Below are 19,367 nucleotides of genomic sequence, written 5' to 3'. Positions count from 1 at the left end.
AATACCCGTTGAGGACCGCATGAACAGGGGCGGCTATTCAGCGTTGGGCAGAAAGTGCCTCGAAGAGAGTACGTCTAGCGGCGAAGGGAAACATGAGCATGACATTACTATTTTGCAGGATCTCTGCAATTTTGAGCCAATTTAGCGGCCTTTAGGCGAGCACGATCCATCATACATCGGTCTAAACGAAGAGCAGCTCGGGAGTATTCGAGTGGTGTTGTTCTTGGCACTAGGCGCAGGCCGTCTGCGCTGCCGCCTCTATTCTAGGAAAAGGGCAAATAGAACGCGGCCCGTGGGAGGAGGAGTTGCGTATGCCAATAAACTACCAAGAGCTAATGGCCATGAAAAATGTTGGCCAAGAATACTGTTACGACAATCGCGACGTGATGCTCTACGCCTATGCAATTGGCATGGGAGTTGATCCGCTCGACGAAAGGGAGCTTGCCTTCGTCAATGAGGCGACATTGACGCCACGACCTCTCAAGGTGGTGCCGACCTTTTCCTCCATGGCTGCCTGGGGGCTGACCCCGGTGACATGAAATTCGATAGATCTGTAGACGGCGAACGTGATATTATTTTTTACAAGCCGCTAGCAACCGCTGCACATGGCGCAGCCGACTCCTCCGTACTTGCAGTCTACGACAAGGGCAAGGAAAAGGGTGCAGTTGTTCGCTATCAGTCAGTGCTGAAAGATAGCAACGGCGAACCGCTAGCCACGGTGGTTGCCACGCTCTTCGCGCGTGGCGACGGTGGATTTGGTGGGCCGTCTGACGGCCAGCCAGAGCCGCACAAAGTGCCAACTCGCTCGCCCGACAGAACCATCGAGATCTGCACGCGTCCCGATCAGGCGCTGATCTATCGGCTTTGCGGCGACCGGAACCCACTGCATTCGGATCCTGAATTCGCGAGACATTCCGGTTTCTCCAAGCCGATCTTGCACGGCATGTGCACCTACGGAATCACCTGCCGCGGTATTCTGCAAACGTATGCCGACTACGATCCGAGCGCTTTCAAGCGGCACGCTGCCCGATTTTCCTCGGCGGTCTATCCAGGCGATACGTTGACGATGGAAATGTGGCAGGATGGCAATGTGATCTCGTTCGAAGCCAAGGTGAAGGCGCGCGACGTCGTAGTGGTGAGGAATGGCATGACGGTGCTCGGATGAGTTCCTTCTGCTGTCGCTCTGTTGTTTGCGTCGCGGTTGTCCGTAGCTGATGGTGTAATGAACTAGTCGGAGGACGGGATGGGACTTCTTGAGGGCAAGGTGGCGCGGATCACTGGCGCGGGCGACGGCTTGGGTGTGGCCTATGCTAAGCAGTTCGCGCGGGAGGGAGCTGCGGTTGTAGTGAATGACCTTCAGGTCCCACGCGGCGAGACCGCCGCGGACATATCCATCCCGGAGCAGGTGGTCGCGGCAATCAAAGCGGAAGGAGGACGGGCGATTTCCAACGTTGCCGACATTTCCACCATGGAGGGCGGCCAATCGCTGTTCGAAGACGCGATCACACATTTCGGCCGAGCCGATATCCTGGTCAACAACGCCGGTATCCTGCGCGACAAGACCTTTGCTAATCCCAATGAAGCGGATTGGGACAAAGTAATCAAGATGCATCTAAAGGGCACCTACTGCGCTACGCTCCCGGTCTTCCGCTGGATGCGCGACAACGGCGGTGGTGTCATCGTCAATACTTCAGCTGGCGCGGGCCTAATTGGCATTTTTGGCCAGTCCAACTACAGCGCGGCTAAAGGCGGAATTTGGGGGCTTTCCAATACGCTCGCTATCGAAGGGCTTAAGTACAATATTCGCGTCTGGACCCTTAATCCGAGCGCGCTGACCCGCATGACTGCGGATCTGCCCGACTATAAAGAAAGCGCTCTGTCTCCCGATGAAATTGCCACGGTGGTACTATACATGGTCAGTGACTTGTCGGGAGACAAGACCGGCAAGGTGCTCGGCGTGTCCGGTCCGCGGGGAGTTCGCGAGATGCGCATGATGGAAACAGACGGCTGGAAGCCCCCGCGCAACGGTTGGAATGTACAACAGATTGTCGAGCACACACACGAGATCTTTTTCTCACAGGAGGATCTGAAGAAGTCCGCGCGCTACTCTTGATATAGTTGTTTCGGATGCGCGAGCGGATATTGCTGCTTCTTTATAGCGAAAAGCCTATTGCATCCTGATCTGCGCAGTAGACGAACCTTTCGCCTAGGACCGGAAGATAGAAAACAGAGTGGGATTGGCACAGCGATGCTTGGGAATGAACGTTGTTACATCGTGGGTGCTTACGAGCATCCTACTAGAAAAGCGCCCGACAAGTCGGTAGCGCAACTTCACGCAGAATGTGCCGCCGGCGCGCTCGCTGATGCTGGATTGACCAAGAACGAGGTGGACGGTTACTTTTGCGTGGACGATGTGCCGGTCCTTAGCATGATCGACTTTTTGAACTTGAAGGTGCGGCATTGCGACTCGACCGATATCGGCGGTAACTCATCCTTGCTGCAGATCGCTCACGCTGCTCAAGCGATCGCAGCGGGCAAGTGCAACATTGCTTTGGTCACCCTTGCAGGACGACCTCGCAGCGAGAAGGTTTTTGTTAACCCCGCTCGACCTGACATGATGTGGGAGACGCCGCTGCGATATGAGCTCCTGGACATGTACGCGCTCGGGGCACGCCGTCATATGCACGAGTATGGCACCACCAGCGAACAGCTGGCGTGGATCAAAGTCGCCGCGTCCCACCATGCCCAGCACAACCCTCACGCCCTGCTGCGCAAGGTCGTAACTGTCGAAGATGTGCTGGCGTCGCCCATGGTCTCTGACCCGTTGCACCGACTGGACTGCTGCGTCGTCTCGGATGGAGGCGGCGCTGTTTTGGTGACGCGCCCGGAAATCGCCAAGAGCCTAAAGCGTCCCCAGGTGAAGGTCATCGGCGCGGGGGAGGCCGTTCAGGGGCAATCGGCCGGCGCGGTCGAGCTTACCGCTTCAGCTGCAAGACACTCGGGCGCTATCGCTTTCAAGGATGCCGGCGTCAAACCAAGCGATATCCAATACGCATCGATCTACGACAGCTTCACTATCACCGTTCTCATCGCGTTGGAGGATCTCGGCTTCTGCGAAAAGGGACGCGGCGGTCATTTTGTTGCGGATGGCAACCTCATCTCTGGCGTCGGTCGGCTGCCCTTCAATACGGATGGCGGTGGGCTGTGTAACAATCACCCGAGTCGGGGCGGGATGACTAAGGTGATCGAAGCCGTCCGCCAGTTGCGCGGCGAAGCGCACCCAGCTGTCCAGGTCAAGGATTGCGCGCTGGCGCTTGCGCACGGGGTCGGAGGAAGAATGGGCACCCGCCACAGCGGCGCCACCCTCATATTTGAGCGAGAGTAGCCCAATGCCCGTTATTCAAATCAGGTACAACCGAAACGCCATTTCGGATAATTCCATCATCGCAATTACCAGGAAATTGCCCGCCGTTGCGGCAAACGTACTCACTTGCGCTGAGAGCATTATCCTCGAGCCACAGCACATCATGGTCGAGATCGATCACGCGAGCACTCTGGACGTGAATTGCAAAGACATTGGTATTCGTGTGTGGTCGCATGATTTCGCCGGTAGACGCGCTAGCATCGATGCGATCCGGAGCAGCATTGCCCAAGAGGTCTTGAAGCATCTACCCAAGGGTGTAAGCTGGTACGTATGGGTACTTCTTGCGCCAAGTTCCTACGGATCGGACGACGAAGAGGTACGTTTGTCACCGCTGCAATCGAGTTAAGATACCAAAGCAGCGCCGTATGTCGTAGCCCGACGAGGAGCGAATTTGGAAGGTTGCGAGTGCCAAGCTCGAACCCGCGTAGATAGCTCGCCCATCCGCCGCAAATATTGCAGCCGGTGTAGCACAAGCCAAACTTATGCTCGTGGTCGGCTACACCAATCCTAGCTTCACCATCGTGGCGAAGATAGTTGCGTTTGCAGTATTTCTCCAACCAAGACCGTCTCTTTGCGGTCTGTCGTCGGACGCGCTATTTATGATCTTCCCTAAAGATGGCCCTGGTCGTCTCTGTTGAAGGACAATTTTCACGTGTGACAAAGCGGCAGTGATCAATACAGCGCTAATTCGCCGGTTAGAGGATCGTCTCTCATTCTAGGCGACCCGAAGGATGCAGCGACAACAGAACCAATCAAAGCTGAGGCCTAATCCCTAATTACCAGCCCGAAGCTGGATGGGGATCTCGGAGCGTCATCTTAGTTGCACGGGAGCAAACCGATGGACTTCATAGAATTTATCCAGCAGAACCCGGAAACAAAGCCCTTCTGGGATGCGGCCGCTGTCGACCGGTTTGTATTACCGTGGTGTCTTCAGTGTCACAGAACCCACTGGTATCCGCGCGGCGTCTGCCCGCATTGCCACTCAACGGAGCTAGATTGGAGGGAGTCTCCAGGCGAGGGCGAGATCTATTCGTTTGCCGTGAATCGTAGGGGAAAAGAGCCCTATGTACTCGCCTACGTAGCGCTGAACGAGGGGCCTATTATGTTGAGCAACGTGGTCGATGCGGATCCGGCCGCACTGTCAATCGGTACCAAAGTCAAGGTGGTCTTCAAACCCGACGGCTTAGAAGGGTCTATTCCGCTCTTTGCGCTCCGATAGAACTAGGTTGTCACTTCGTCCTGGTGCATCCGGACTAGGTGTTACTCACCTGGCTGTTAGCTATGATCCTCCGGTCTCGCCACGAGTTGGTGGGCTTTGCACGCGGCAGATAATTGTTTGCGCGGCAGTTTTATTGCGAATCGTCGTTCCTTGCAAAACGCAGCACGTGTAGTGCTTGGCGCTTAAATCTGACGGAAAGAGCCTCATTCTTGCAGCATTTTTACATTCCGTTTCGAAATTGTGGGTCTTTATGCGCCCTGCCTTTTTACATTTTGTTTTACAGCGGCTTACACGCTGCCGTCGCTTTGCGAGCGCAGATGTCGAGAAAAAGATCGGCACCGCGACGCGGCTCTGAAATTTAGCTCCTCTAGCGCCTCGAAGGATATAGTCGATGTTCAGAGCCGCCGTCCTATCCGAGGCGCGCGCGCCGCTCGCGATCGAGACACTCAAGTTGACCGCGCTTGCTGATACCGACGTAGTCATTCGCGTGCGGGCTACAAGCCTCTGTCATACTGATCTCGAAGCTGTCCAAGGCTCGTTGGGCACGCCATTGCCTATGGTTCCTGGCCACGAGGCTGCGGGTGTCGTTGAGTGGACTGGGAAGTCCGTTACGGCGGTACGGGTCGGCGATCATGTCGTGACGTCTTGGAATCCGCACTGCGGTGAGTGCTACCACTGCGCACGTCATCAGCCGATCCTGTGCGAGGTATATCGCGCGCGCACCCTCGAGTCCTATCACTTCGACGGGCGGCCCCGGCTGATGAGAGAAGATGACGAGCCTGTGCATCAGCTCATGTATTCGGGTACTTTTGCCGAACTGTGCGTAGTCGACCAGCGCTGTGCCGTCAAAGTCCCGCGCGAAATTCCATTCGATCGGGCATGTCTAATTGGCTGCGGCGTCATGACGGGGGTTGGTGCGGCGATGCATATCGCGCGGATCGAAAAAGGCGCTACAGCAACGATCATCGGCTGCGGCGCGGTCGGTCTGTCGGCCGTGCAGGGCGCACGCCTTGCAGGGGCACGGCGCGTAATTGCGATAGATCGGCAGCAAGAAAAGCTCGATCTTGCGGCGGCTGTCGGTGCGACCCACACATTGCTAGCTGACGAGTTGCTCGGTACATTGCATTCCGACCTCACCGACGGATGCGGCGCTGATTTTGTGATCGAAGCTGCGGGTAATCGCGCGGCATTCCGGTCGAGCGTTGAGATGGTGCGGGCGGGGGGCAAGTCGTGTGGCTCGGCAAGCTGCCTGCAAATGAAGAGCTGGCGTTTCGCTGGGGCTCCTTAACGGGCGAAAAACGCATTGTGAGGTCTAGTTATGGCGGTGCTAACCCGTGGCGGGACTTTCCGTGGCTTGCAAATGCTTATCTCGATGGTTCACTCAAGCTCGATGAGTACGTCACGTCGACGATCGGGCTCGCCGATATCAATGACGGACTTGCGCGCCTCAGCGCCGGCGAAGAGATCCGTTCGGTAGTTCAGTTTTGATGATGACACGACGTGGCCGGCGCCAAACGTGACCGCAACATGTACCATCGATCGGCGTTGGTGGGTCAGATGAGTCCCGAGGATTGAGGGCCTCCGTGCGGAAACGCCGTCCACGAGTCCCAAAGCTCACAAGGTCTGTCATAGGGGCTGCGGCGATAAAGGAGCCGGTTCCTTACCTTGCCAAGTCGCCAAAAGCGCGCAGATCTCAGGAGTGCTGACATGTCGTTCTACCGGGACGAAAAGCTTCCCGCCCTATCCTATTGGGCCATCTTCGATTGTCGAGTGAGGAGGTCGGAGGAGGGGGCGCTGCACGAGGCGGTCGCCGACGGTCGAACTTCCCCGAAAAGAAGGCCTGAACGACGAATGTAGGCGTACAGGGTCGCTATTCTGCAGCAACGGAAAAATGAAGTATCCTACATTCTCATCAGAACCAAAATCGATGGAATAACCATGACAGAATCTTCGTCCTTGTCGGATCCACGTCAGGCAAAACTTGGCAATGCGGAGCCGTCAAGCGACCAAGACATCGCGCGTCGGCCATTGCAGGGCATCCGCGTTGTGGATCTCACCCATGTCTTGGCTGGTCCATCTTGTACTACCATCTTGGCGGATTTGGGGGCCGAAGTGGTAAAGATCGAGAGGCTGGGAGCCGGCGATCTCTCTCGTAAGGTCGACCCTTTCCGTCAAGGGGAGAGCTACTACTTCGCTGGCCTCAATCGGAACAAACGCAGCGTCGCTCTCGATCTTAAGCGCGGGGGCGCCAAGCGTGCGCTCGAGGAGTTGGTGCGACGCGCAGATGTTCTGGTGGAGAATTTTCGTCCCGGCATGCTCGAATCCCTTGGGTTCGGGTACGAGCGGCTTCGAGAACTCAACCCCGCTCTCGTTGTGTGCTCCATCTCGGGGTTTGGGCAGTCGGGGCCCCTTCGAGACTATAAGTCCTTCGATCTGGTTGCGCAGGCCATGACAGGCGTGATGAGCTTGACTGGCGAGCCGGGTCGGCCTCCGGTGCGCGCTGGTATACCAATTGGGGATATTCTTGCTGGCGTTTATGCGGCCGTTGCCATCGCCTCGGCGTTGGTCGGCCGCGCGAAGTCCGGCAAAGGATGCGTCATTGATCTCAGCATGTTTGATGCTCTGTTGACGACGTTCCCGTACTTCTCAGGCTCGTACTTTGCAGATGGTCTCGAATTCCAGCCGGTCGGTTCTGGTGATCCGAAGGTGACTCCCTATGGCGCGTTTCCTGCGTCTGACGGCTACATCGCCATTGCGGTGTTTGGAGACGACTTCTGGCCGCCTCTGTGCCGCGCCATCGAACGACCAGAGCTCGCGCAAAATGTTGAGCTGACCAGTGCCGCCAATCGGGTGCAACGACGAGAGGAGGTTGAAGCGGCGCTTGTAGAACGGCTGAAGACCAAAACCGTCGCGCAGTGGTGCGAGATCTTTGCTGCTGCGGGGATTCCGCATGCCCCAGTCCTTAGCGTTGGTGCCGCACTGGATCATCCACATACGCAGGCGCGGCGATTGATCTTGGAGTTGGAGCATCAGAAGTGCGGAACGGTGAAGACCATTGGCAGCCCGATCAATATCGATGGCGAGAATATCACCACTTCTGCAACACCTGGGCCTATGCTTGGAGAGCATACTGACGAAGTGCTGAAAGAGCTCGGGTATGACGCCCTGATGATAGCCCAACTCCGAATGGAACGTGCGATCGATTCGTAGATCGCGAGCATCGCGTCGAGTCCAAGGACTTGAAGGTATTTTACGGCGAAGGTGGCCCAATGTCAGATGACCGAGCGGTAGTGTGGGAGAAAAAGGGAGCAGTTGCCTATATTACCCTTAATCGACCAGAGGTGCTGAATGCCCACAACATGGAAATGGAGAGAATGCTGATGGAGTCGCTAAGGCGGTTCCAAGATGACAGCGATCTTCTGGTGGCGGTTATGACAGGCGCGGGAGGTCGATCTTTCTCGGTTGGCATGGATCTAAAGGAGTTCGACGAAAAGGGCAGCGACAGGAGTACGGACGAGCTTTCCCGCTTTGCAGATCTGGGCATATGGAAGCCAACAATCGCGGCCATAGACGGGCACTGTGTGGCCGGAGGATTTGAGCTTGCTCTTCAATGCGACATTCGCATCGCAACCTCTAAATCGACCTTCGGGTTGCCTGAGCCTCGCTGGAATCTGATGGCAAACTATTTCGGCTGCCACAACCTGTCGCGGATGATTCCATTGGGTGAAGCGCTGTACATGCAACTCACCGGAAATCGGATCAGCGGCGAGGATGCTCTCCGTTGTGGGCTTGTGCACAGCCTGCACACCGATAGGGAATCCTTGATGAAAGAGGCTGATGCGATCGCCGAAGCTATAACTCTTTGTTCGCCGCTGGCAATTCAAGCCATAAAGCAGGTGGTGACAAAAGGGCGGCATCTTCCCCTGGAGGAGTTATACAGGATGGGAGAGCCGATGCTGCAGCATCTGCTGAAGACGGAGGATGCGGTCGAGGGGGCTCGAGCATTCGCAGAGAAAAGGCGGCCAGTGTGGAAGATGAAATAGGCGCCCTAGTACCTATGCTCATAAGATCAGCTTGTGGTTTCTACGGCCGTGTTTCCGGCCGGAAGAATAGCGCCGGTTGTTGAGCCCTTTGCGTTAACAGCCACCGTAGACCGGATTTTCGCCGACGAGGGTCGCGCCGGTCGGACCGAAAATCTATGATGGATTGTATGAGCCACTCGCAGAATTCGCGCGAGAAAGAGTTGAAAGCGGAGAAATTGGGTGGACAGGAGCCGGTAATAGTTCGAACGGGCTGGAATCGTGCCGGCTGCTATACGAGCGGAAGTTTTGGTGGAGGCGGACTATGACAATCAACAAGGCGCAACAGGTGTTCCCGCGAGCTGAGTACCTGAGAAGGTTGACCGCAGTGAAAGCGGAAATGGCTCGTCGACAGATCGATGCGCTGGTTGTCTCCTTTGACCGGAATATGAACTACCTTACCGGCTACACCGCGCGATCGGGGTATATTCCGCAGGGCCTGGTGGTCTTGATTCACGAGGAGGAGCCAACCATTATTCTCCGTAAGATGGACGTGGCTGCTGCCCATCACCAAACGTTTTTGTCGCGTGATAAGGTCGTAGGCTATCCAGAGTCACTCATTGGAAGCCGGGACAAGGACGGCTACGACGCTGTTATTGACTTCGTTCAGGAGGCAGGCGCCGCCAATGGGGGCGTTGGACTTGAATTTGCTAACTTGCCGCCGGCCGCGGTTGATAAGTTTAGAGCGCGACTGCCGAAGGCAAAGATCGTGGACTTCACGAGTGTCATCACTTGGATTCGAATGGTCAAGTCCGATCTTGAGATATCTCTGATGAAGGAGGCCGCCGCCATCACCGATGCAGCAATTCTGCGCGCTGCAGAAGTGATACGGCCTGGAGTTCGAGAAGCGGATGCGGCCGCCGAGATCGTCGCGACTCTTGCACGAGGAGCTAACGGCAAGCCAGGAACGTCGCTTGCAAGCTTTTGGATGAATTCCTCGCCGCGAACCGGAACAAGTCATCTTACGTGGAGCGATGATGTGTTTCGGAATGATTCGCAAGTCAACCTAGAAATCGCCGGTGTGCGTTATACGTACACAGCGCCCATGAGCCGTACTTTTTCAATTGGACGCCCCTCTGACCGCTTGCGTCGGGTGCATGAGGCTCAGATTGCCGGCCTAGAGGCCGCTCTGGAGACCATTCGAGCCGGACGCACGTGCAGTGATGTCGCCCAAGCCGCCCATCGCGCGCTTGCCAAGCATGGTGTCGAGAAGGAGTCCCGGTATGGCTATCCTGTCGGCATCGATTGGACAGAGCAGACGGCCAGTCTTAAGGAGGGTGACATGACGGAGCTTAAGCCGAACATGACTTTCCATGTGCACTTGGGCAATTGGATCGATGAGGACTTCGGAGTGATGGTTAGTCAGTGTATTCGAGTAACCGAAGCAGGCGTCGAAGTTTTAACGGAGGCGCCATTGAAACTCATCGAACTACCGACTGCAGCTTGATTGTCCGCATAACGTCGTACCGATGGTGTGGTCTTAGCACATCCAATTGCAATGCCCATTGGCAGCTTGTTTGTGCAGCGGCAGCTTCTCGCCGCTGGCGCACCGGGTGACGCCAATGAGTTCTTGGCAATAGCTCCGTTAGTCGATGCTTTCGCAACAAGCGTTATCCGCCGGCGTAGATGTTGCTAGTCGGTAGGCCCTTTATTTGATGGAGGAAATCGTATGACCAAGGTAGCAATTGTGACCGGATCCGCGACAGGGCTCGGCGCTGCTTGTGCCGTTGATCTCGCGGACCGTGGCTGGAATGTCGCGATCAACTACACCAAGAGCAAAAAGGAGGCCGATGAGACCTACGCAATGGTGAAGGCCCGAGGTGGCGACGCGATCGTCGTACAGGCCGATATCGGACAGGACGCTGATTGCCGTAAGCTAGTCTCCGAAACTCTGAAGAAGTGGGGGCGTATCGACGGTCTGATTAACAACGCGGGCACAACGAAGTTTCAGGCTCAGGGCGACTTCGAGGGCGTAACGCCGGAGGACTTCGATCGCATCTTTCGCGTCAATGTCACCGGAACCTACATGATGAGCCGCGCAGTTTGGCCAACCATGAAGAAGCAGTGGGAGGAAAATAAAGAGCGCGGGTCGATTGTGAACGTTTCCACAAACGCGACAGTGACGGGTAACGGTAGCTCGATTCCTTATGTGGCTTCCAAGGGGGCGGTCAACACCCTGACATTGATGCTAGCGCGCATGTTTGCTCCGGCCGCTAGGGTGAACACCATATGTCCTGGTTTTATTCAGTCGCGCTGGCTTCTGAACGGCTTGGGCGAGGCCGACTATAACAAGATGAAAGATGACATGGAGCAGAGAACGCTTTTGCGCCAGGCCGGTACGCCTGAACAGATGGCTGAAGCCGCACTCTTCTTTCTCACCAGCGCCTCCAACGTTACCGGGGAGATATTGATCGTCGATGCCGGAAGCCATCTGGGCCTGCTTCCAGCCAAGGAACGCTAGTGCCCTAGTGCCTGCAGCACCGGCCCTAGGTTCCAACCTGATCGTCTCGACAGAGATGTCGACCATCTGGACGCTGGGGCACACATTCATACGTTGAAACGAGTTTGCGATTCACTACCCTCAGGTGCGCGCTCAATGAACTGCTTTCGTTCGAGTGCGCCATTCTCAACTGGGCCTGGTGGGATCCAACCCTTGGATTGAAACAGCGATGGCTTAATTTTGCACCCGGCGCGCGGTCCAGATCCCCACCAGGACGATCGATCCGCCGATGCCTTGCCAGAGGCTTGGCACCTCACCCATAACGAACCAAGCCAGTATCGCAGCAACGACGGGCTGCAACAGTAGCGTGAGTGAGGAGAGCGTCGCCGGCGACCAGGCTAGGGCATAGGTGATCAGGCTCTGTCCTCCTGCTTGGCTGAGCCAGGAGAGGGCGAAGAGCACCGTCCAGCCCACCATTGTGACGGGAAGCTGCGCTGGTTCGCTGAACCGGGCGAACGGGACAATGCTCAAAGCGCCTGCGCAGCTGCTCCAGATCATGATAGTGGACGTGGAGAACCGCCCACGCATTTTGGCAAGCGCGAGTATGTACGCAGCGTAGAGCATGGCGGCAAAGATAGCAGCGACATCACCTTTCAAGTCGCCGCCGCCGAAATCCAGCGATCCGCTTTTCAGAATAACGAGGCCGGCAATCGTGATTGAGAGTGCGACGACGAACAATCGGCTCGGTCTCTGCCGCAGGAACAGCCAGCAATAGAGCGAGACGAAGATCGGAGCGATATTGACGAGCAGCGTCGCGTTTGCAACGGACGTCATATGTAGCGAGATATGCCAAGACGTCAGTTCCGCCGCGAGCAGAAATCCCGGCAAGCTTACGAGCAGGGCGTCCCGGGGAGTTCGCGGCTTCTCTGTCCCTGTTGCGGCTTCCCGTGCTGAGAATAGAAGCAGCGGAATAAGGGCGAGTGCGAGTTGCCAGAACGCCGTCGACACAGGACCAAGTTCGGAAAGCCGAACTAAAATTGGTGAGCAACCAATGAGCGTACCGCCACTCAGCAGCGCAAGAAGGGCCGCCCTCGTCTGGTCAAATTTCGTGTCATGCATGTATTCGGTTCAACTGCATTTATGTTTCACTGCAAGCAGACACTGCGACTTCCGAAAGGCTTCACGGGTCCAAACATGTGCCTCCTAACAGGATGCATTGACCAGCCGTTCATCTCGGCTGATCACCTTACCATTGCCGGTTCTGCATCTTCTCTTGTGGCGCTGCTCTTACGATTAAAACCTTCAAATCTAAGGTTGGCTTGCAGAATTACGGCGATGAGAACGGATCCATCGAGGGATTTCGGCTTTAGGAACTTGGTAATATTTCCAGAAGCCGAGGTGTTGAGGGGGGCGGCCCCTGGAAAGATCTGGCGAATGTAGAGAGGATCCGCACCAAAGGGGCGAGATGGATGGTGTGTGCGACTTGGCCTCACGCAATGGGCGATCTGGCGTCCACACGTTTGGGCGCCTCGGCATTCTTGGATGATCTCGCCAGTATTTCTGCGGCGACAAATCAGCAGAATTGGGTTAGGCGGTGGACAAACATCGGGAATGCGCACTGCCTTATCGGTGACTTGGAAATAGAGAAAGGCGCATCCGATAAGGCCGTCGAGGGCTGGCTTTGCGCGCTAACTGCCTTTGAGGTCGCCAGGCGGCTGGTTGATGATGACGATGCGCAACGGGCAAGCGTCTCAATCAAAGTAGAGCGAGCCCTTGAGAAGATCCGAAGTTCAGAGCACGGCATCGAACGGGTGCATGTTGCGTGCGACGATGCAGCCGAATTATTAGCATACTACTTGCCTTCTGGTCGCCCCGACTTGCTCGCACCCGCAGTCATTTGCATCAGCAGCGAAGAAGAAACTGGAGAGATGCTGCTGGGCAGACTGCTGCCTGTGCTGGTTGGTAGGGCTATTACCGTTCTCGTGATCTCTCACGATGACGTTTCATCTCAGTGGCGTGGCCAAACCAATTTCATGCTGTCTTGTTGTTTGGATTACTTGGCAGCTCAGCCGAATATCGACTCCTCTCGGATCGGCGTCTATGGAGATGGCGTGTCGGCTGTCCTTGCGACTGATTTCGCTCTTTGTGATCGCCGGGTTAGCGCCGCGGTTTGCGACGGTGGTCTTTGGCATTGGGCTCGGACCCTGGCTGCTGTCGGCTGGATCAATAAGACTGCAGATCTTATGGACGAAGAGGCGCTCTCGGCGCGCCGTTTGCTATCAATACGAAGGTTGAGCTGTCCGGCTCTGGTCGTCGCTGGTGGGCGCAGTGCGGTGAGCGAGGCGGAGGCGGTCAAACTACAAGTCGACTGCGAGATGGCGCACATAGATCTTGAGTTGGCCATTCCGCGGACTGCCGTGACGCCCGCGGGAGAGGTGGAAAACTTCGTCACTTCCGATGAGTGCATCTTCGGATGGCTAGAGCACAAACTCAGACGCAGTACAGCGCCATCGCTGTTTGCCCCCGAAGAACCGGTTAGATTTTGATCGCGATTCGCCTGGTCGCTGGGCCTAGGAAGGAAAAGCCTCAGCGCCAAGGCTCGTCGGCGACCAAATGCGCCTACAGTAGGCCTATGCTCAGCTTTTGCGATGCCAATTCACAATTCTTGGCAATCGAGGTCAGCCGTTTGTTGAGATAATGAAGCGATTCCTCATCGAGCCCGCCAAGCATCGTTGAGTTGAGCGCTTGCCGCTTGATTGAAAGCTTCGTGATTTCCGAGCGAGCTTTTTGCGTCAGCGACATTTGCAGGAATCTGGCGTCCTCGCGAGACGTGACGCGTGCCAGCAACTCCATCTTCTCCAGCCTTTTCGTTTGGTTCGTAACGTAGGCGGGATCGATTTCGGAGTTTGTTCGCAACCGCTGTTCCCGAGACCCCACGACCTTGATCGAGCTCGTCGACGGCCATCAGGATTAACCATTGTGGTTCGGTTATCCCTAGCATCTGAGCCCAGCTTTTATGGATTTCCTCGAGCTGAGAGTGAACCTCGACGATGTTCCAGATGAAATCACTAACCGCTCTATCTAGTTGTTTTGTTTCGGTCATGTGGGTTTTCCCGCCAACCTTGGTGTTGCCAATACGGCCCCACCTGATTCCAGATCCGCCACTAACTATCGCTCTTGACTGCTCTAAAAAAGTGCCGGCGAGACACAGTTACCATATCAAAAAATCAATTGACAGATCCAATTAATATCAGCTATAGGTTTGCGCGACCGTTGATGCAGAGAAGGAGACGGTGTAGTTTTGGACCTCCAAGTAAAGCCTCCGGGATGCCCCCTGGAGGCTTTTTTGCTTTTGGGTCATGGTTTTTGAGCGGTTTTTGAGTCTGCTCACCTTCTGTGTTGCGAATCTGCAACGCTTCCGGCCAAATTTTGATTGAATTAATTATTTTATTGTGACAATTGATGATCGAAAGTATAGGTCGCTCGACAGCGAGGGGGCGCCTCGAAGTCGTTCCGTCAAACGCCCGACGCGGCGACTCCCTGGAGGCGGATCTTTGAAGGATGCAGCTGGAGTTCAAACCTTGGAGGGTTCATCAATGAAGTTGACGAAAAGCCTTATGCTCGGTTCCGCGGCAATGCTGGCGTGCGCTGGGGCGCAGGCGGCCGATCTTCCCATGAAGGCGAAGCCGATTGAGTATGTGAAAATCTGCTCACTGTATGGGCCGGATTCTACTACATCCCGGGTACCGACACTTGCATCAAGCTGAGTGGCTATCTGCGTGTGCAGGCCGAGTTGGGATCGAATGTGATCGCTGATACCGCCACCTTTGGCGCGGGTGGCGCGCAGAACCGGCTGAGCAACTATTATACGGGCCGTGCTCGTCAAACCGTGTACGTCGATACGCGTACCGCATCCGAGTATGGCGTCGTCCGCACCTTCGCCCAGATCTTATTTACTTGGACGACGGGCGGCTTTACAGGTGCTGGTAGCACTGCAACGAATGGTGCGACGACCTATAGCACGTCGGCTGGTGCTCAGGTCGGTGGTGGCGCACTCACTCTTTATGACGCCTTCATCCAGTTCGCTGGTTTCACATTCGGTAGGGCTGCGTCACAGTTTTCCTCGCCGTGGGCTGAGTACCCGGCCAACTGGCATGAGCTGCCGGGCAGCGGGGGTTTCGACCGCGTAAACCAGATCACGTATACTGCCGACTTCGACCAGGGCATCACGGCCTCCTTCTCTGCCCAGGATCAAGTCGCAGAATACCAAAGTAATATCTGGAACGTTAGCGGTGCCACCGCGGCCGGGCTCGCCACGGGCGCCTACGGCTCCAACAACATTGGTGCTTCGCGAGCTCCAGACCTCGTCGCGATGGCTCGTATTGACCAGGCTTGGGGTCTCTTCCAGGCTTCATTTGCCGCACACAACAATCAAGTCGGCTACTATGGCGCGTCCGAGCTCACTGGCCATCCAAGTAACAAGTGGGGCTGGGCTGGTCAGCTTGCGTTATCGATCAAGAACCTCCCGACGGGAGCCGGCGATACCATCAACATCCAAGGTGTGTATGCCAACGGCGCTAGCCGCTACACCTTCAATGATTTCATATCGAGCACTTTTGCCAGGTACGGTCGTTCGGGGCTTGCCGGAGTTTACCAGAGCGTCGGACTTGCCAGTCTTTCTGACTCCGTGTTCGTTGCTGGCTCAGGCCAGGAACTAACAACGACTTACGGCTTTAACGGAGGCTTCACACATAATTGGGATCCATACTGGGCCACTGCGATCTTCGGCGGCTGGGCTGCTGTTCGGTATAACAACACAGCTACGAGCTACATCTGTGGCGCGGTCGTTACAGGCCTTGCTCTCTCAAGCGGAACTGCAGGCTGCAACCCCAATTTCAACTATGCGACCGTCGGCGTACGCACCGGCTGGACTCCCGTCAAAGGTCTAGCCTTCTCAGCGGAACTTGCTTACACGATGCTGGACCAGAAGTACGCGAGTGGAAGCACTGTGACGCTGCCGTTGCAGGCGGGTATTGCCAAGCCGGGGGCAGCATATGAACTGAAGGATCAAAACGCCCTCGTGCTGCTGCTGTCCGCTCAACGCAACTTCTGAGCTTTCGTCCCAAGTGCAACGAAAACCACGGCTCTCTAGATCTAGCTAAAACCGCAGAAAAGGCCTCCAGCCTATCCGCTGGAGGCCATTTCAATGGTGGAGGCTCAACTATAGCGCGACAATCAGGATGAGAGCGGCGCGTCAATCAAGATGAGACGAGGCGGCCGAGTCAGGAGATAATTGACGCTGGCCGTCGACTTGGCAAGCGTTGATTGACGCTGCGCGACAATCAAGCGGCGCTGCCAGCGTCAATCAAAGTCTTGTCGAGTTCGTTTGGGGTAGTGTGAACAGGCGGCCGGCCTGGACCGCGCTTGCGATCGAGGGCAACTTTTCGACGGTAACTTTCGACGTTCATCTCGAGGATCGTGGCGTGGTGGACCAAACGATCGATGGCAGCCAACGTCATTGCTTGGTCCGGGAAGATACGCCCCCATTCGCCAAATGGCTGATTGGCCGTGATCAGCAGCGAGCGTCGTTCGTAGCGGGCGGCGATCAACTCGAACAACACACTGGTTTCCGCCTGATCCTTGCTCACATATGTGATGTCGTCGAGGATCAGGAGGTCATAGCGATCGAGTTTGGCGATCGCGGACTCCAGCGCCAGCTCGCGCCGCGCGACCTGCAGCCGTTGCACCAGATCAGTGGTTCGCGCGAAGAGAACGCGCCAACCGTTCTCGACGAGAGCCAGGCCGATCGCCGCGCCGAGATGGGTCTTGCCGCCGCCCGGTGGACCGAACAAGAGCAAATTGGCGCCGGCCTTCAACCAGGCGTCGCCGGCGGCGAGCGCCATCGCCTGTGCCTTTGATAGCATCGGCACGCTTTCGAAGTCGAAGGTTGCGAGCGTCTTGCCGGCGGGCAAACGCGCTTCCACCATGTGTCGCTCGATCCGACGGCGGGTGCGATCGGCGGCCTCGTGCTCGGCAAGGGCGGCGAGGAAGCGGGCGGCAGGCCACCCTTCCTTGTCCGACTGTGCGGCGAGCTTCGGCCAGATCGCCTTGACGCCCGGCAGGCGGAGCTCATTGAGAAGCAGCTCGACACGGGCAGCATCGACGGAGGTAGCGATACCGGTCATGCTGCCTCTCCCAGGTTCGAGCGGCCCGACATGACGCTGACGGAGGCGAGTTCATCGTAGACGTCGAGCGGCGCCAGCTTGACGGCGACACGCGGGATCGAGGCCGCCTCGGGCCGGAAGCGGTCGCGCAGCGCGGCAAGATCAGGTAACTGTCCGGCGTCCAGATCCATCGCGATCGCCTCGGCGAGTTCTGCTTCGCAGGCGCGCTCGTGAGCCAGCGCCAGAAGCTCGACCGTCACCTTGCAGGCGCGCCGGTCATCACCATGCTCCCGCAAGGTCTCGAACAGACGTTTGTAAGCTGCACGCGGGAAGAGTTGGTCGCGATAAACGAGATTGAGGAGCGCCATCGGCTTGCGCCGCAGGGCATGGATGACGTGCCGGTAATCCACGACATGACCGCCCTGGCTCTCGGACACAGGCCGACCGCGCCGCAGCGTCACGACCGGTGTGACGCCAAGGAAGCATTCGAGCCGGTCGTCGAAGATGCGCACACGCAGGCGATGGCCGATCAATCTTGAAGGCACGGTGTAGAACACGCGCCGCAGGATGAAGCCGCCTGACGACGTCACCGGGATCACTTTCTCCTCGAAGTCGGTCGTGCGGCCTTTTGGCAGCGGCGCCAATGCCTCCTTCTCGAGCGCGATCGACTTGGCGAGGTTGGCGTTGCGCCGGCCGACAATCTCGTCGACAAAAGCCCGGTACGCATCGAGACTGGCGAAGTCGCGCGTCCCCAGCAGCAACAGCGCATCTTCCAGTGCCCGCTTGAGATGGCCGTGCGCGCTCTCGATCGAGCCGTTCTCATGTGCGATGCCCGCATTGTTGCGCGTTGGCGCCATGCCATAGTGGCCCATCAGCCCGGCGTAGCGCTGCGTCAGATCCTCCCGTGCGTCGGCGGCCAGATTGCGGAACGCTGCCGACAGGCTGTCGCTGCGATGCTCCCGCGGCACGCCGCCAAGTGCCCACAGCGCGTTCTGCAAGCCCTCCGCCAGGGCGACGAAGCTTTCGCCGCCGAGCACGACATGGGCATGCTCGAAGCCGGAGAACGCCAACCGGAAGTGATAGAGCCGGTGATCGAGCGGCTCACCCGCGATGGTAATACCGAGCGCGCTCACGTCGGTGAAGTCGGACAGACCCAGGCGACCGGGCTCGTGCTGCTGGCGGAAGATCACGTCCTGTTCGGGGCCGTTGAGCGCCCGCCAGGCGTTGATGCGCCGCTCCAGCGTGCGGCGGATGTTCGGGTTCAGGTCATGATGCCGTCGGCGCAGCTCGTCCAGCACGCCGATCACGCGGATGCCGGGCGCAGCCTTCAGGATCGGAACGATCTCGGCCTCCCAATACTGCGCGAGCGGATCGGACCGGCGCCGGCCCCTCGGCGTCTTCTTCTGCGATGGCGGGCGACAATCGCCCTCGATTCGATACGCGCTTGCCTTTCGAGAACCCCGCCTTGGCCGCGGCGGCCTCGGGGGGCAGTGTCTGTCGGTAGGTCATGTACAGCCTCATCTGGTGGTCGGTGATGTGGAGGCCAGGCAAGGCATCGATTCCCTCTTGTCGAGACGAATCAACAGCTTGCACCAGCCGCACCCGGCCGCCAGACGGGTCCAAAAACGCGCGACGCCGATGGGGACGGTCCTCCGGTCGGGCTACGCCCTCCCTTCGGTCCGCCCCCATCGGCGCAGTCTCACCTTGATTGTCGCTGGAGTCTCACCCTGATCGCCGCCGCGCACTCAACATAGCGTCTGTCGATTCGCGTGCCAGATCTTGGCAACGATGAGGACATAGCGCGGTGTGCAGAGCAGCCATTTGATTACTGGTCAGCGAAAGCCAAGCTTGCCAGGCGAAGCTGGCGGAGCACAAGGTTGTCAATGGGAAATTGCGGAGCTCGAACCCTCATCGTGTCGTACACATGCGGCAAGGGCGCAAGCTGATTCTACTTGGTCCCACGACAAAGCTCTGGAGCTTACCTGCTGCGGGTGTAAGAGGCCGACTCAGGTGGGAATTCCACATCCCAATGGGCCTGCAT

14 protein-coding genes and 3 pseudogenes are annotated in these 19,367 nt (G+C 57.3%); 12 read left to right on the top strand and 5 right to left on the bottom strand.

Translation table 11 applies throughout. The annotated features are described in order from the left end of the window. The first annotated feature begins 311 nt into the window (after positions 1–311). The 3 genes and pseudogenes from ACSKB8_RS03015 (at position 312) to ACSKB8_RS03005 (ending at position 3,385) form a co-directional block, all read left to right on the top strand. Positions 312–1,165 (top strand): annotated as a pseudogene (locus tag ACSKB8_RS03015) (MaoC/PaaZ C-terminal domain-containing protein). 78 nt (positions 1,166–1,243) lie between these two features. Continuing rightward, entirely contained in the window at positions 1,244–2,113 is an 870-nt protein-coding gene (locus tag ACSKB8_RS03010) for an SDR family NAD(P)-dependent oxidoreductase (RefSeq protein WP_438102400.1), read from the top strand. A 135-nt stretch (positions 2,114–2,248) separates the two neighbouring features. Then, positions 2,249–3,385, top strand: a complete 1,137-nt coding sequence (locus ACSKB8_RS03005) for a thiolase domain-containing protein (protein WP_438102398.1) — start codon at positions 2,249–2,251, stop codon at positions 3,383–3,385. Here the strand turns inward: ACSKB8_RS03005 and ACSKB8_RS03000 are convergent. Then, positions 3,366–3,545: a hypothetical protein gene (locus tag ACSKB8_RS03000; RefSeq protein WP_438102396.1), complete on the bottom strand. Its 180-nt coding sequence runs from the start codon at positions 3,543–3,545 to the stop codon at positions 3,366–3,368. The two genes, ACSKB8_RS03005 and ACSKB8_RS03000, sit on opposite strands and share 20 nt — an antisense overlap. Positions 3,546–4,262: 717 nt before the next feature. Here ACSKB8_RS03000 and ACSKB8_RS02995 point away from each other — a divergent pair. The 7 genes from ACSKB8_RS02995 (at position 4,263) to ACSKB8_RS02965 (ending at position 11,183) form a co-directional block, all read left to right on the top strand. Further along, complete coding sequence (locus tag ACSKB8_RS02995; protein ID WP_438102394.1) at positions 4,263–4,643, top strand: Zn-ribbon domain-containing OB-fold protein; 381 nt, start codon at positions 4,263–4,265, stop codon at positions 4,641–4,643. Between the two features lie 391 nt (positions 4,644–5,034). Next, on the top strand, positions 5,035–5,931 hold the full coding sequence (locus tag ACSKB8_RS02990; RefSeq protein ID WP_438102392.1) for an alcohol dehydrogenase catalytic domain-containing protein: 897 nt from the start codon (positions 5,035–5,037) through the stop codon (positions 5,929–5,931). Further along, complete coding sequence (locus ACSKB8_RS02985) at positions 5,874–6,131, top strand: hypothetical protein (protein ID WP_438102390.1); 258 nt, start codon at positions 5,874–5,876, stop codon at positions 6,129–6,131. The genes ACSKB8_RS02990 and ACSKB8_RS02985 overlap by 58 nt, the downstream gene beginning before the upstream one ends. A gap of 450 nt (positions 6,132–6,581) precedes the next feature. Further along, the gene (locus tag ACSKB8_RS02980) at positions 6,582–7,853 is read left to right on the top strand and encodes a CaiB/BaiF CoA transferase family protein (protein ID WP_438102388.1); all 1,272 of its coding nucleotides are present in this window, start codon (positions 6,582–6,584) and stop codon (positions 7,851–7,853) included. Between the two features lie 29 nt (positions 7,854–7,882). Beyond that, the gene (locus tag ACSKB8_RS02975; RefSeq protein ID WP_438102386.1) at positions 7,883–8,686 is read left to right on the top strand and encodes an enoyl-CoA hydratase-related protein; all 804 of its coding nucleotides are present in this window, start codon (positions 7,883–7,885) and stop codon (positions 8,684–8,686) included. 301 nt (positions 8,687–8,987) lie between these two features. Next, positions 8,988–10,169 (top strand): M24 family metallopeptidase, encoded by a 1,182-nt coding sequence (locus ACSKB8_RS02970; protein ID WP_438102385.1) that lies wholly within the window; start codon positions 8,988–8,990, stop codon positions 10,167–10,169. A 222-nt stretch (positions 10,170–10,391) separates the two neighbouring features. Beyond that, positions 10,392–11,183, top strand: a complete 792-nt coding sequence (locus ACSKB8_RS02965) for an SDR family NAD(P)-dependent oxidoreductase (RefSeq protein WP_438102383.1) — start codon at positions 10,392–10,394, stop codon at positions 11,181–11,183. Between the two features lie 213 nt (positions 11,184–11,396). Here the strand turns inward: ACSKB8_RS02965 and ACSKB8_RS02960 are convergent, their stop codons facing one another. Then, positions 11,397–12,281 carry a DMT family transporter gene (locus ACSKB8_RS02960; protein ID WP_438102381.1) on the bottom strand — a complete coding sequence of 295 codons (885 nt, stop codon included), beginning with the start codon at positions 12,279–12,281 and terminating at the stop codon, positions 11,397–11,399. 377 nt (positions 12,282–12,658) lie between these two features. On the opposite strand from ACSKB8_RS02960, the gene ACSKB8_RS02955 reads away from it, so the two are divergent. After that, positions 12,659–13,708 (top strand): alpha/beta hydrolase family protein, encoded by a 1,050-nt coding sequence (locus ACSKB8_RS02955; protein ID WP_438102379.1) that lies wholly within the window; start codon positions 12,659–12,661, stop codon positions 13,706–13,708. A 73-nt stretch (positions 13,709–13,781) separates the two neighbouring features. Here the strand turns inward: ACSKB8_RS02955 and ACSKB8_RS02950 are convergent, their stop codons facing one another. After that, a complete protein-coding gene (locus ACSKB8_RS02950) occupies positions 13,782–14,099 on the bottom strand; it encodes a MarR family transcriptional regulator (RefSeq protein ID WP_438102377.1) in 318 nt (105 codons plus the stop codon). 659 nt (positions 14,100–14,758) lie between these two features. On the opposite strand from ACSKB8_RS02950, the pseudogene ACSKB8_RS02945 reads away from it, so the two are divergent. Then, positions 14,759–16,275: pseudogene (locus tag ACSKB8_RS02945) on the top strand (porin). 229 nt (positions 16,276–16,504) lie between these two features. Here the strand turns inward: ACSKB8_RS02945 and istB are convergent. Beyond that, positions 16,505–17,347, bottom strand: coding sequence for an IS21-like element helper ATPase IstB (gene istB, locus ACSKB8_RS02940; protein WP_076832955.1), 843 nt, complete (start codon positions 17,345–17,347; stop codon positions 16,505–16,507). Continuing rightward, positions 17,344–18,877, bottom strand: a pseudogene (gene istA / locus ACSKB8_RS02935) (IS21 family transposase). The gene istB and the pseudogene istA overlap by 4 nt, the downstream one beginning before the upstream one ends. Positions 18,878–19,367: the final 490 nt, after the last annotated feature.

Source organism: Bradyrhizobium sp. BR 1432, from assembly GCF_051547705.1.
Taxonomy (GTDB): domain Bacteria; phylum Pseudomonadota; class Alphaproteobacteria; order Rhizobiales; family Xanthobacteraceae; genus Bradyrhizobium; species Bradyrhizobium zhanjiangense.
Note: the sequence above shows the minus strand (reverse complement) of the source record. Positions and strands in the feature narration are given on the sequence as shown.

Bases quoted from the DNA above. Each gene is read 5' to 3' on its own strand.
- ACSKB8_RS02970 (WP_438102385.1), top strand. From the start codon at position 8,988: ATGACAATCAACAAGGCGCAACAGGTGTTCCCGCGAGCTGAGTACCTG.
- ACSKB8_RS02980 (WP_438102388.1), top strand. From the start codon at position 6,582: ATGACAGAATCTTCGTCCTTGTCGGATCCACGTCAGGCAAAACTTGGC.
- ACSKB8_RS02960 (WP_438102381.1), bottom strand. From the start codon at position 12,281: ATGCATGACACGAAATTTGACCAGACGAGGGCGGCCCTTCTTGCGCTG.
- ACSKB8_RS02995 (WP_438102394.1), top strand. From the start codon at position 4,263: ATGGACTTCATAGAATTTATCCAGCAGAACCCGGAAACAAAGCCCTTC.
- ACSKB8_RS03005 (WP_438102398.1), top strand. From the start codon at position 2,249: ATGCTTGGGAATGAACGTTGTTACATCGTGGGTGCTTACGAGCATCCT.
- ACSKB8_RS03010 (WP_438102400.1), top strand. From the start codon at position 1,244: ATGGGACTTCTTGAGGGCAAGGTGGCGCGGATCACTGGCGCGGGCGAC.
- ACSKB8_RS02955 (WP_438102379.1), top strand. From the start codon at position 12,659: ATGGGCGATCTGGCGTCCACACGTTTGGGCGCCTCGGCATTCTTGGAT.
- ACSKB8_RS02990 (WP_438102392.1), top strand. From the start codon at position 5,035: ATGTTCAGAGCCGCCGTCCTATCCGAGGCGCGCGCGCCGCTCGCGATC.
- ACSKB8_RS02965 (WP_438102383.1), top strand. From the start codon at position 10,392: ATGACCAAGGTAGCAATTGTGACCGGATCCGCGACAGGGCTCGGCGCT.
- istB (WP_076832955.1), bottom strand. From the start codon at position 17,347: ATGACCGGTATCGCTACCTCCGTCGATGCTGCCCGTGTCGAGCTGCTT.